Origin of the sequence: Flavobacterium sp. 245, from assembly GCF_004362055.1 — a bacterium.
Classification (GTDB): domain Bacteria; phylum Bacteroidota; class Bacteroidia; order Flavobacteriales; family Flavobacteriaceae; genus Flavobacterium.
In genome coordinates, this window is the sequence record NZ_SNXB01000005.1 from 262,613 (window position 1) to 276,001 (window position 13,389).

Annotated in this window: 13 protein-coding genes; all 13 read right to left on the reverse strand. The window is 28.3% G+C overall.

Going from position 1 to position 13,389, the window contains the following annotated elements:
- Positions 1 to 57 precede the first annotated feature (57 nt).
- Complete coding sequence (locus EV145_RS12030; protein WP_133525458.1) at positions 58 to 1,074, reverse strand: N-acetylneuraminate synthase family protein; 1,017 nt, start codon at positions 1,072 to 1,074, stop codon at positions 58 to 60.
- An 84-nt stretch (positions 1,075 to 1,158) separates the two neighbouring features.
- Positions 1,159 to 2,043: a glycosyltransferase family 2 protein gene (locus EV145_RS12035; RefSeq protein WP_133525459.1), complete on the reverse strand. Its 885-nt coding sequence runs from the start codon at positions 2,041 to 2,043 to the stop codon at positions 1,159 to 1,161.
- 2 nt (positions 2,044 to 2,045) lie between these two features.
- A complete protein-coding gene (locus tag EV145_RS12040) occupies positions 2,046 to 3,116 on the reverse strand; it encodes an acyltransferase family protein (protein ID WP_133525460.1) in 1,071 nt (356 codons plus the stop codon).
- The gene (locus tag EV145_RS12045; RefSeq protein ID WP_133525461.1) at positions 3,117 to 4,127 is read right to left on the reverse strand and encodes a glycosyltransferase family A protein; all 1,011 of its coding nucleotides are present in this window, start codon (positions 4,125 to 4,127) and stop codon (positions 3,117 to 3,119) included.
- 120 nt (positions 4,128 to 4,247) lie between these two features.
- On the reverse strand, positions 4,248 to 4,850 hold the full coding sequence (locus EV145_RS12050; RefSeq protein ID WP_133525462.1) for an acyltransferase: 603 nt from the start codon (positions 4,848 to 4,850) through the stop codon (positions 4,248 to 4,250).
- Between the two features lie 81 nt (positions 4,851 to 4,931).
- Positions 4,932 to 6,179, reverse strand: a complete 1,248-nt coding sequence (locus EV145_RS12055; RefSeq protein ID WP_133525463.1) for a UDP-glycosyltransferase — start codon at positions 6,177 to 6,179, stop codon at positions 4,932 to 4,934.
- Positions 6,179 to 7,270, reverse strand: a complete 1,092-nt coding sequence (gene wecB / locus EV145_RS12060; RefSeq protein ID WP_133525464.1) for a non-hydrolyzing UDP-N-acetylglucosamine 2-epimerase — start codon at positions 7,268 to 7,270, stop codon at positions 6,179 to 6,181. The genes EV145_RS12055 and wecB overlap by 1 nt, the downstream gene beginning before the upstream one ends.
- Before the next feature lie 2 nt (positions 7,271 to 7,272).
- Positions 7,273 to 8,208 (reverse strand): glycosyltransferase family 2 protein, encoded by a 936-nt coding sequence (locus EV145_RS12065; RefSeq protein WP_133525465.1) that lies wholly within the window; start codon positions 8,206 to 8,208, stop codon positions 7,273 to 7,275.
- Positions 8,209 to 8,210: 2 nt separating this feature from the next.
- Complete coding sequence (locus tag EV145_RS12070; protein WP_133525466.1) at positions 8,211 to 9,275, reverse strand: hypothetical protein; 1,065 nt, start codon at positions 9,273 to 9,275, stop codon at positions 8,211 to 8,213.
- 23 nt (positions 9,276 to 9,298) lie between these two features.
- Positions 9,299 to 10,147, reverse strand: coding sequence for a glycosyltransferase (locus EV145_RS12075; protein ID WP_133525467.1), 849 nt, complete (start codon positions 10,145 to 10,147; stop codon positions 9,299 to 9,301).
- On the reverse strand, positions 10,144 to 11,379 hold the full coding sequence (locus tag EV145_RS12080; protein WP_133525468.1) for a glycosyltransferase: 1,236 nt from the start codon (positions 11,377 to 11,379) through the stop codon (positions 10,144 to 10,146). Before EV145_RS12080 ends, EV145_RS12075 begins: the two co-directional genes overlap by 4 nt.
- Before the next feature lie 66 nt (positions 11,380 to 11,445).
- Positions 11,446 to 12,378, reverse strand: a complete 933-nt coding sequence (locus tag EV145_RS12085; RefSeq protein ID WP_133525469.1) for a glycosyltransferase family 2 protein — start codon at positions 12,376 to 12,378, stop codon at positions 11,446 to 11,448.
- Positions 12,379 to 12,504: 126 nt separating this feature from the next.
- On the reverse strand, positions 12,505 to 13,377 hold the full coding sequence (locus EV145_RS12090) for a glycosyltransferase (RefSeq protein ID WP_133525470.1): 873 nt from the start codon (positions 13,375 to 13,377) through the stop codon (positions 12,505 to 12,507).
- Between the last annotated feature and the right edge of the window lie 12 nt (positions 13,378 to 13,389).

Sequence of the window (13,389 nt, forward strand, 5' to 3'; positions counted from 1 at the left end):
GCAAAATGTTATTTTTTCTCAAATTTATTAAGCTAAAAAGGTTATTTTTTTCGTTGCTTATAACAAATCTGATTCATTCAAAAAATCCCATTGCTTTAATTCTTTCTTCAATGTTTTTCCAATTATTTTTTGGAATTGAGAAGCATCTATTCCAAAACCTTTGGGTTTCTTTGCTTCCAAATCACCAAATGTAAGAATATGATCTTTAGGTAAATCTTTATTAATAGCCAAAGATTTTTCAAAAATTTGTTTCAAAGGCTTTAAATACTCAATATCATTTTTCTCTATTGGATTTTTCATTGCTTTGCCAACATTTCGAACAGATTCTACAAGTTCTCTAGCCTCAACTAGCGTTAATGAAGCCTTTGCATCTGGTCCAAAAAGTTCCCTGTCAAAAACAACATGAAATTCTAAAATACAAGCACCTAATGCTGTAGCTGCAATACAAGCTTCTTTTTTAGCAGAATGATCTGAAAATCCTATTGAAACATTATAACGCTGTTTTAATTCCGAAATAACATTTAGCCCGTATTGTTCTGGTTGTGTGGGATAAGCAGTTGTACATTGCAAAATTGAAAACTCAACATTTCTTTCTTTTAAGAAACCTACTGTTTTATCAAGTTCTGAGAAAGAACTCATCCCTGATGAAATTATCATGGGTTTTCCAGTCTTAGCAATTTTTTCTAGAATCAAAAAATTATTTACTTCGCCAGAACCTATTTTGTAACATTCAACACCTATTTCTTCCAGCCAATCAACAGCCAAATTACTAAATGGAGAACAAATGAAATCTAATCCAGCTTCGTCACAATATTCTTTAATTCCTTTCCATTGTTCTAAAGAAAAGCCCATTCGTTTCCAATAATCAAATCGTGTTTTGTCTTCTAATGAAAATTTTACACGAAAAGGTTCATGTTCACTGCTTTCAGCTTCAGCAATATGCATCTGAAATTTAACTGCATCAACTCCTGTTTTTGCAATCGCATCAATATAGGAATATAATATTCCTAAACTGCCTTCGTGGGCTTGACCAATTTCAGCAATAATATATGGTGATGATTTTTTTGACGGCATACTTAAATTTCTTTTGTATTAACAAAAATACTTTATTTTATAGGTTTTTAATAAGATTGGCAAGCTTCAAAATTTGATTTTTTTTTAAAATTTCAAATGTGACAAACTTCGCATTTTTAAAATTACAGATTTATCAATCGGTTTTCTATATTTTAAAATCTTAGGGGTTTTAATCATTACGACAAGCAAAGTTTTAAAATATATTTTACAACATTGCCAATCACTTAAAGCATATTTTTTAAAATTATGCCAATACAATTTTAAAATATTAATTAAAGGAAAAGGATAATAAACCAAAAAATAAAATGTTGAATTTTTTAATTGTTTCCCAAATCTAAAATAATTCTGTTTACTTACTTTTCTTTGTTCTTTGTTTACTCTATGATTAATTTTCACTTGATTCGTATATAAAATATCGTAACCTTTTGATATAACTTCAATAGACAAACAGGACTCCTCTCCGTAAATATCAATCCATACCGGAAAACCGTTTGTAAGATTATAAACTGATTTTCGAATTGCGAAACCACACCCAATAAATTCCGAGGTTAAATATTCTTTTTTTACATTTTCTGCATGCTTCAAAGCTTCCTGATCAGATTGAAAAACTCCTCTGATCTCCTCAAGGGCTAAAATTCCAACTTGAAGATTTTTCTTAAGCAGATTTTCTATTTGATCCAAAAAATCAATACTTAACGGATGAGCATCGTCATCCAATCCAATTAATATTTCCGAATTTGCTAACGGGTAAATTTGATGTCTGGCTGCTGAAGCTCCAATCGATTTTACAGAAATAAACCATTTTACCCAAATAAATTCATTTTTGAGATTTTCAGATTCATCAGTACATCCATCCAAAAAAACTAATACTTCTACTTCAGCTTTATCTATTAAAGATTCTATAATATTTAAAGTTTTGAATAAATCTTGTTTTCTGTTTTTTGATACAATTAATATTGAAGCTCTCATTTTTAAAATTTATTGACTTTTTTCAAAACCATTATGATTCTTCCTTCAACGTATTTTGTAAATAGAACACTGCTTACAATTAATATCATAATATAAATAAGTGTTGGCAAAAAAGGCAAAAAATTAAAGTTTAGGTGATTTTTATTTATTAAAAAAATACCAATATTTTCATGTATCAAATAAAGAAAATAGGATGAAACTCCAATACTATTTATAACTTTTGCATTTAAAAACGAAATTCGTCTAGGGTAATAAATCATTAATAAAAACAGTGAAATAAAAACAATAAAGAGTGACATTTTTTTTAAATCAGGGAAAGACTTGAAAAGTAAAAAGAAAGAAAAAAATAAAAAAAGGCATTTCTCTAAAGCTACATTTTTTATTTGTTTTAAATTATTTTCATAAAAAACATAAAAAACTGCTCCCAAACAAAAAAATGGCAATGCTTCTCCTAAATTGAAAACTGATTCCCAAGCTTTAAGCTTTACATATAAACTATTTGAAGTATCGACGTATGATAATACAAAACTAAAAACACTCAAGATTATAGATATGGTGAAAAAATTACGGTAAAAACTTTTTTTACAAAAGAAATATAAAAAAGAAGCTAAAACATAAAACTGAATTTCAACCCAAAGACTCCAATAGGAAGCACTTATATAATCTAATTTAACTGTATACCTTGTTAGTGAAGACAATAAATCTGGCTGTATAAAGGTTAAACTAACCACTATATTTTTAAAATAATGACTCGCTGGAAATAAAAAATCATTATCCAAAAAATTAAAGAAAATATAAGTTAAAACGGAAGCAAAAAACATTCCTGGCAATAATCTCGTAAATCTATTGGACCAAAACTGTCCTAATGATTTTGTTCTTTCAAGTGTAAATAAAATAACAAATCCACTTATCATAAAGAAAAAATGAACTCCATATTTTCCATATCCAAAATAATCATATTTATTGTAATATGGATATAAATTAGTCCAGCGCGAGAAAAAATGAAAAAAAATAACCATAACAATAGCTATACCACGAAAACTGTCTAAAATCTCAATTCTATTATTTTTCATTTAATTTATCTGACTTTTAATTAATCGGGGCATACTAATAAATTTCACATGAGTCAGCAATAAAAACCAAACAAAAGGATTAAATAAACTAATTTTTGCCCTCTTTCTATAATCTACAATTTTTCTAGCTAAAAGGTAATTGAATTTTTTCTTATCTTCTATCTGTAAATCTAATGTATGATTTACAAACAATTGGTTAAAAGAATTGATAAGTATTTTTAATTTCTGAATAAAATTCTGCTTCAAACTATCATTTGATTCATAATAGTATTCTAAAACTTGTTCAGGTGATAGATTACTATCAAAAGTTTTCCAATAATTAGATATGATTTTTGATCTTTCAATAAAATGTTTAGTCTTATTTTCCTCTGATCGATGATTACTTGTGGAAATGATTCTGTATTTCATTAGAAAATCTGGCAAGTTGTGTACTTCTCCCATTGCCGAAACTCGTATCCATAAATCCCAATCTTCACAAGTTTTAATGGTATCATTGTACCTCAATTTTTTAGCAATAAAAAAACTACTTCTAAAAAAAAGAGAAGAATGTCCAAATGAAGCGGTAAACAGCAAGTACAACCTTATATAGTTATAAGAAACGGGATATTGCCATCCAGAAGTTGGTGATTCTCCCATATTCTTTAGCCAAAATCCTTGGGTTCCGCATAAATTTACATCAGGATTTTGTTCCATAAAATCCATTTGCATTTGAAATCTGTTTGGATAAGCCCAATCATCAGCATCCATCCTTGCAATAAACTCATAGTTTCCCAACAACTCTTCTAGTCCGATATTCAATGTTTTAGAAATACCTAAATTTGCTTCATTTTTTCTATAAAAAATTCGATCGTCGTTATAGTTTTCTATTAATTCAGTCGAGTTGTCAGTTGAGCAATCATCATAAATGTATAAATCAAAATCTGAATAAGTTTGATTTACAATTGAATCAATACTTTCAGACAAATACTTAGCACAATTATAAGTAGGCATTAAAACTGCTAGCTTTTTCATTTAAATTAATTTCTCAAAAATATCTATGATTAATTTTAAATAACTTAGAAGACAAAAATTCCCTTTAATCGTTATATAAAAAAAATCGTCAACGATAACTAATATTTTTTTATTTCTTTTTTACCAATTTAATCGCCAATCAATATCTCGTTTAACAACTGATGCCGGATTTCCTGAAATAATTGTTTTTCTTTCTAAAAATTTTTGATTTACAACACTTCCTAATCCTATTAAGTTTTCACTTTCAACAAAAACTCCTGGCGCAAAAAGGCTTCTAGATCCTACATAGACATCATTTTTAATTGTTATGGAAAGATCTTTGGTTTTTGATTTTGTATGAATTGACCCATGTGTCCAAAATTGACTTTCTTTTCCAGCAATCCAGGTATTATTCCCAATATTTATATTACAATACAAGTCAAAATAATGATCGTTGATAATTCTTGAATCATTACCAATAGAAAAATTTGCAGATCCTAGAATAATATTACCTGAATGGATGGAGGTTTTAGATCCGATCGATAATGCCCCACATGAGATAAAATTTCTATCAGCTATAAAAACATTGTCGCCAATTTCGACCTTATCGCAAATGATTAAAGCCTTTCCAATTTTTACATTTTTGCCTATAGAATAACCAAATATTTTTTTTAATAAAAATATTTTGAAACTATTAAGAGGTATGTATTTTATTATCTTTAAAACAAGTGTTCTTATACTCATTTAGCATCACGTTTAAATAACTTTATAATAATCAATCAGCTTTACTACAGTTACTTTTCCTTCGTTAATTAATATTTATTTTTACAAATCATCGATTATCCTTTTCAAATAATCTTTAGATAAATAATCAACTAAATCTTGCCTATTCAATTTCAAATTATTGGGATTTTGTTTCCATAATTTATACATGTCTCCAATAATTTCAGCGATTTTATCAACTTGATCGACTTCTGCCCAGTAAGGATAATCATTTCCCAACAGCCTTCTGATTTCACTGTAATAAGGCGCGAGAGAGAGAATTGCTTTATTTGCTTCAACGCAATGAGGAAATTTTCCTGGAAGAAACGGACTGATCTCAGATTTTGATTCTAAAATAACATTTACAGAAACACTCTTTTGAAGACGATACACAATATCAAAAGCGACATTTCCATTATAAAAATAAATTTCGTTCTTTTCACATTCATATCCTTGAATCATTTCTGCATAATTAGATGCGCTACCTAATAAAATTAGCTTAGATTCTCTTACAGCTTCTGGATTTTGGTTCAAAAATAATAAAAAACCTTCTATCAACCCTTTTGGAGATCGTCCGCCAATTAAATTTCCAGCATGTAGCAAATTAAACTTCGAATCATCAAAATAGCTTGGCAAATTAGTACCTTGATCTAAATTTTGAGCAATATTTTTAGAATTTTGATGTGGTATTACAAGACCTGTCTTAATGAACTCAGGAAAATAACTTCCCATCCATTCCAGCAACAATTGACTAGGGAATGCACTAAATTTAGCTTTTTTTGAAATTTCTAAAAAGAAGTTTTCTTTAGCTTTATAATTAGGTTCAACCCAAGTAAATGGTCTTGGATAAAAATGAAAAGGATATGGATCATGAATATAAGCCATCCATTTATTATGTAATTCCGGAAGTTTTAAAACAGCATAATGTGGCCTAAAACTAGCTCCTTTACTTAATGTCAGTATCAAATCAGGCTGAAAAGTACATTTTTTTAAAGCTCTAGCAATACTATTAGTATCATTAAAAAAAGTAAATGAAAAACCAAACAATTTCTCTAAGAATAACGATATATTAATATTTGTACTACGTTGAAAAACTCTTTGAAAACGGCTTAAAAAATAATTGGGACTATATTTTATTTCAGGAATAGAGATACAATCCACTCCTGCTAATTGAATATTTTTTCTAGTGTAATGATACACCAACACCTCAAATCCTGCTTCAACTAAATTATAAATTAATGCTACTCTCCCTTTTGTTCCGCTGCTATCATTGACATCTATAGATTCAGCAACTACTAAAATTTTTTTCATTATTGCTGATTAAGATTTACCAAAATATCAATTATGCGTTTTGCGGCAAAACCGTCCCATAAGTCTGGTATTTCACCTTTTTTCCATTTTTCATCAAATAACTTCACTAAAAATGGTTTTATCGATAACGGATTAGTTCCTATCAGCTCATTTGTCCCAACAGTAACCGTTTCAGGCCTTTCTGTATTATCTCGCAGTGTGATACAAGGAACTCCCATAACTGTCGTTTCTTCTGTAATGCCGCCTGAATCAGTTATTACAATTTTTGCATTTTTTACTAAATAATTAAATTGCAAATAACCCATCGGCTCCACTAAATAAAGATTCTTATGATTTATTTTTAATTTTTCAATTACTTTTTGAGTTCTTGGATGTACAGGAAAAACCACTGATAAATTATTTGAATGCTCTAAAATTTCCTCCAAATATCCTTTCATTTTTTCATCATCATCGACATTTGCAGGTCTATGTATCGTTAATAGTAAATAATTATTTTTATCAAGTTTAATTGAATCCCAAATATCAGGTTTAATCAATTTGGATTTAAATTTTTCGAGTGTATCAATCATTGTGTTACCTACAAAGAAAATTTTTTCTGAAGAAACACCCTGATCAACTAAATTTTTATTTGCTGTTATTGAAGTTGTAAAAAAGTAACTAGTAATACTGTCAGTCACTATTCTATTTATTTCTTCAGGCATTGACCAGTCGTTTGAACGTATTCCAGATTCTACATGTGCAACCTTTATCCCCATTTTAGCAGCTACAATTGAACATGCCATTGTTGAATTCACATCACCAACAACAAGGCAAACATCTGGCTTAAAACTATCATTCAATAATTTTTCATAACGTACCATTATTGAACCTGTTTGTTCCGCTTGAGTACCCCCGCCTACTTCTAAATTATAATCAGGTGTAGGAATATTTAATTGTTGGAAAAAAGTCCCACTCATATTATTATCATAGTGTTGACCCGTATGAATAAGCCTGTACTCTATTTCATTATTTTTCAAATCTTTAATTGCTGAAATAATTGGCGCTATCTTTATAAAATTCGGACGCGCTCCTGCTATAATATCAATTCTCATAATTATTGTTGCTTTATAAGCTTCTTATAAAATTTGTGTATAAAGATTTTAGACGGTAAAATATTATAAAAAATGATCCATTTAACTCTCATGATAAAATTTAATTTACCTGCTTTGAGTACTCTTGAAAACAATTTAAATTCTTTGTATCGTAAAGAAATCTGAACAAAATATCGCATTAGCGAATGGTTCAATAGGTTTTTAACTTGTAAATTCTCCACAACTAATAAAATTGCGTTCAATTTTGACTCTATACGGACTGGGTTATTCCTGTAAAATTCACCTGTATTAGAATTAGGATGCTTTCGCCCAAAAAACAAACATTTTTCTATTGAAATTCCCCTATAACCTGAAGAGATAATTCTAGAATATAACTCCCATTCTTCAGCATACATCAAATGTTCTGTAAAACGGTTATTTTCAAAACATGTTGCCTTCCACATGACCGCACAGGAATTAATAGGAAGCTCATTTTTCAGCATTCGATCAATATCCTTTACATCTATATAAAAAGAGTCATATTCTTTAGAATAATCAAAATTATAATGAAAATTTTCAAAAAAAACATTACGAATATAACGACAAAAGTAAATATTAGACTTCTCTAATTCTTGAACACATAATTCTAAATTCTGAGGATGCACTATATCATCATCATCAAAAAAAATAATATAATGTCCTTGTGCTAAATCTAGACCATAATTTCTTGAACCTGGCAGTCCTTTTAAATAAGAATCTGGTCTTTTTTGAAATGTAAATCTCGGGTCATTTTTTAAAATTGGCTCAATTATCTCAAATGTATTATCATTCCCACCATCATCAACAATTATACATTCAAAATTTTCATAAACCTGATTTTGAATCGATCTTAATGTTTCTACAATGAACTTTTCCCTGTTATAGGTTGCCATTATTATTGAAACTGTAGGGGTAGGCATAATTATATATTTTTATTTTCCAGTAAATTAAGACTAATATGTTCCGCTTGTATAAAAATCTTATCAAACTTAGAGTTTACTATCTTTTCAACTATTGATGAAGGACTTAAATACAAATCATAATAGTCCACAACTTTTTTTCGTAATATCAGTATGTCTTCTTGACTCATTGCAAAACATTGTACCAATAAATCATTTAATTCATTTTTGTTTTTATAGACTAATGCGGTTTCGTTATTCACAAGTGGCGGTACAAATAAATTTGCATACGTTTCATGTATTATTGGTATACAACCAACTCCTATTGCTTCCATCAAATTATGAGATTGCGGCATTACTACACCTGGTAAAGCAATAAAAAAACTAAACTTTTCTAAACTTTTCAATAATTCGTAAAAACTTAATCTAAAATCATCTTGCGCATTGATTAATACAACGGCGCTATCTTCATCACTTTTTAAAAAATCAACGAACTCCTCCTGACTTTTAATTTTCTTATTATAGCTTTGTGCATTTATATAATTAAAGATTTCCCTTCTATTTGGAATATCAAAATAATTGCTTTTTGTAATTTCTTCATATCTTTTTTCATCAAAATTGCCAGACATAAATCCTGATTTTTTTCTATTAGTTTTAAAATCAGTATTTATACTCAAATATTCAGAATTGTACATTAAGGGATATTTACTCATTGGAACATGATAATATAATTTATTATCATAATATTTTGAGTTAAAAAAATCATTACTGAGCTGCTCCTTTGTAATCCACAAAGCATTTGATTTTTTTGAGGGCTTACCAATTTTAATTTTTTCTTTTAAAATCATCGCCGCATATTTAAGCTCTCCTTTTTTACTATTAATAGACATTTTACCGATAATAGAACTATCATTTGGCAAGTAAACGGTATAGTCCATAAGTACAAAGAATTTCATAAAATTAAATAAATATCTATTTAATGTTATATCCCGAATATCTATATATACTTTTTTGTCTTTTGGCTTAACAAAGGAACTAATGAATAGAACTTTCAGTAAAAAAAAATAATTTAAGATTTTACGTTTCATCCGTTTTCTAAGAGAATAAAATATCATTTTTTAAGTGATTTTAAAATATGAGCAATTTTTCGCACTGGAAATAGTAAAAAGTAACCTACTTTATATTCGTTGCTATTTAATATCTTGTTTTTTTGAGATTCTTCAAATGAAACTTTATTCAAAACATTAATTATAAAATTCTCAAAATCATCTACGTATAAAATCTTATGTTTATTATAAATATATCTCAACAATTCATATTTATTAGAATTAGCTGTACTTGTAGTTGAATTAGGTCTTTTTCTGTAATTATAAAGTGGCTCTTGAATTACCTCAACCATTCCGCCATTTTTTAAAATCCTGATAAAAAACTCCCAATCCTCAAATCCCGTGCGCATTTCTTCATCATATCCACCGCATAATTGCCAATCCTCTTTTTTAAACATCGAAGTTCCTAAGGCTCCATTTGCATACATAAAATTAGAAATACTGCCTCCTCTAGGTATGAAAAGATCATTTTTTCTGTTAGAATACAAAAGATAACTCTGGCAAGTAACTATTTTAACTTCATTTTTTTTCAAAAATATGGGAATTGCTTTCTTACAAAATGAAGGCTCAAAAAAGTCATCACTATCTAAAACCAAAATATAATCTCCTTTTGCAGACTTTATACCGACATTTCTAGCCGTACTTTGTCCTTGATTATCCTGTGTAATGAGTTTGGTGATTTTTGATTCTAATTTTTTTAAAACCTCTTTAGTTTCAGCATTTGATCCATCATCAATTACAATAACTTCTTTATAAGGATACGTTTGATTCAACGCTGAAGCTACAGCTTGTTCAATATATTGCCAATCATTATAGCATGGAATTATTATAGAAACTAAATTATTGTAATTCATGACAATCTTTTATATATCAATCCCCATTTTTGATCAATTATTTGCCTCGAGAAATTTTCATTAGCAAAAACTACTGCTTGATTACTCATCTCGTTTAATAATATTGGGTCCTCAATAAATTTTATAATGTTAGAAGCTACGGCATCAACATCAAATTCATTGCAAACAAATCCAGAAATTCCATTATTAACAGTATACTTAATTCCTCCTGAATCAAATACTATAGCTGGCAGTCCACATGCTTGTGCTTCTAAAGTTGCAAGCCCTTGTGTTTCTCTAAGTCCGCTTGTTGTAGCTTGTCCTGTCAACAAATAAACATCATGTTTCCATAGTTCAAGACGAATTTCTTCTTGAGACATACTTCCTTTCAAAAAAATAGAATCTTTCAAATTATATTTAGCGATTAAAGATTCTAAGTTTCTTTGTTCAGACCCTGCTCCAATTATTGTCAATGAAACTTTAAACCCTTTTTGGATTAGTATATTTAAGGCCTCGATACAAAAAATTTGCCCTTTCACTTTATCTAACCTTCCAACAGTTATTAATTTTAAATGAGTAATTGACTGTTTGTTATTTTTTTGTTGATGAAAAAACGCTGTATCAACACTTACAGGAATAAGCTCGAGCCTCTCAATAGGACATCCTAAATCTAATAATTTATCTCCAAGATAAGGTGTATTTGCAGTTATTAGATCAGCGTATTTAAACAAATTATCATAGTATCCATTGTTTTGAATATAACCTCCAATTGGAAAAAAAGCATCATGCCCGTGAAAAGTTACTATTAAAATCGGTTTAAAACCAATCTTTTTTAAGGCAGATAAAACATTAGAATTTGTCCCGTATTGAACATGAAATATTGTAATATCACTTAATTTTTTATAAAAAAACCATTCAAAAAGCCAACTCAAACTAAACTTCGCATGTTCTTTGTAGTATCTAGTAATAGAAGGAAAATCTTTTAGATTAAGTATCAAAATTTGAATCCATTTTAATAATCTTAAAAATTTATTTTCAGGTATTTTATAATCTTCAAATATTATTTTATCTAACAATCCATATTCAGCAATTAAACCACTGCACAAATCAGGATTAATGTTCGTTATTTTATGAACAAGTATTTGGACATCATATCCTTGCTTTATAGCTGTTATTATCTGGGCTACAATAAATGTTTCTGAGAAATGCGGAAATTCAAAAACTTTAAAGACTATTTTTTTCGATTTTTTCATTCTCTAATTAAAATCTATTTAGGGGCACTTATAATCTGAATCTAATTTATACTTAACAAAATTTTGCTACTTGCTTTTGAAACGTTTTATAATTTCATAGATTTTGAGCTTCTTTTTTAGAAACCAGTCCTTTAAATTTTTTTTGCCTAAAAACCAGTCATATTCTTGTAAAATTTCTTTGTCTGAAATCTTTCTCAATAAATGTTGCTTTCCGTTTTCCACATATTTGTCTGAATAAATACTTTTTGTATATAATTTAATATACGAATCTATAAGTATCCAGCTTATAATTGAATGTCTGCATTTTTCTACTGTTGAAAAACGACTCACATTATCAGGCGAAAAACTATATCTGTAGTAAGCCATACCTTCTTCTGCATGAATAATTTTTTTAGTATTTAATAATACTCTAGTAAAAAATTCTCCATCCTGATTTATTAATAAAGAATCATTCCAAAGTCCGCTTTTTATAACCAGTTCTCTTCGAACTAAATAAACATGAGGCGGTAAAAATGTGTTATCCTTTCCAAAATCTGAAATTAAATCGAAACCATTCTCATAATTTTTATTAATTCCTTCTGATTTAGGTGCTATTTCATCTATGGAATCTGAAAAATAATTCCACTTGGAAGTTGCTAGAATATATTTTTTTTCTAAGTATTTACTAACAGCATTTATTTGTGAAGTTAAAAGATTATCAGATAATAAGTCGTCAGAATCAAGCCATTTAATAAATGTTCCTTTACTTAATTCAAAACCTAAATTTCTACAAACATTTCCTCCTTTAGGGGTGTCTTGTGCTCTTTTATAATATTTGAAACGGACATCTTTTTTACAATATTCAGCTAACAGCCTATCAGTATTATCCGTTGAGCCATCATCCACTATAATACATTCCCAATTATTGTACGTTTGACTTAGAACACTATCGAGTGTTTGTGACAAGATATTTGCTCTGTTGTATGTTGGAATAATAATTGAAACTAATATATCATTCATCTCGATTATTGGTTATAAGCTTTAGTTTGTTTATAGTAAATATTTTTCTCAATTCTAGAAATACCAAATAAGATTTTGTATTGTTTAAACTCAACGATCATTTTTTAATTTCAACTTAGTACGAACCTATTTGTTTAAATAATTGATCTTTTTCAAAAAATATCTTTTCCCTCGAAATGGCAGTTTACCTACAAATCTTATCTTTTTTTTCCAATAGTGTATAATTTCATTTATATCTATTTTCAAATTAGTTTGTAAAGTATCTAAAATATTTATTTCGAATGTTTTCGGCAAACAAAATTTCAAGCTATCATAATGATAAGCCTTTTTAAGACTTATTCGTCGATGGTTAACATAGTTTTCTTGATGGGACAATTCCATCCAGAGACGTTTTCTTTTATATGAAATAACATTTTTTTCAGTTTTCCAGTCATAGTGCGCCCTTGAAAAAACGGTCTCAAAAGATTTTGTGCTTTCAATTACGCTAATAAAAGCATTAAATGGATGTGTATAAAGTCTAACTTCTGGCTTGGGAACATCAATAGAAACTTGGTATCCTTCTCTTAGGTCAATAACGGTAAGATCACTTGGTTGAAATAGAGATTGTATTACCTCAATAAAATCTTGATGAACTATGTCATCATTATCAATTCTTGTTGTAATGATATGTGAGTCTTCAACGGTAATATTTTCGGAAATAAATTTCTTAAAAGAACTATACAGTGCATCCATTCCATCGATAAATATTGGGATTATATTTTGTCTATTTGCCGTTAAAGCAATTATTTTATTTTTAAAATCTTCTGGTGTATCAATATCAAAAAAAATACACCAAATAAAATTTTGATTTGATTGATTTATAACAGATGGGAAACAATAATTTTCAAACAAACTAAATCTATGCTCTAACCATTCATTAGTCAAAACTGAATTACCAGATTTGCTATTTTTCCAATCAGATTTTTTTAGATTAAATCTAGTTACAATAAATTGTTTCATTTTTGTTATTAT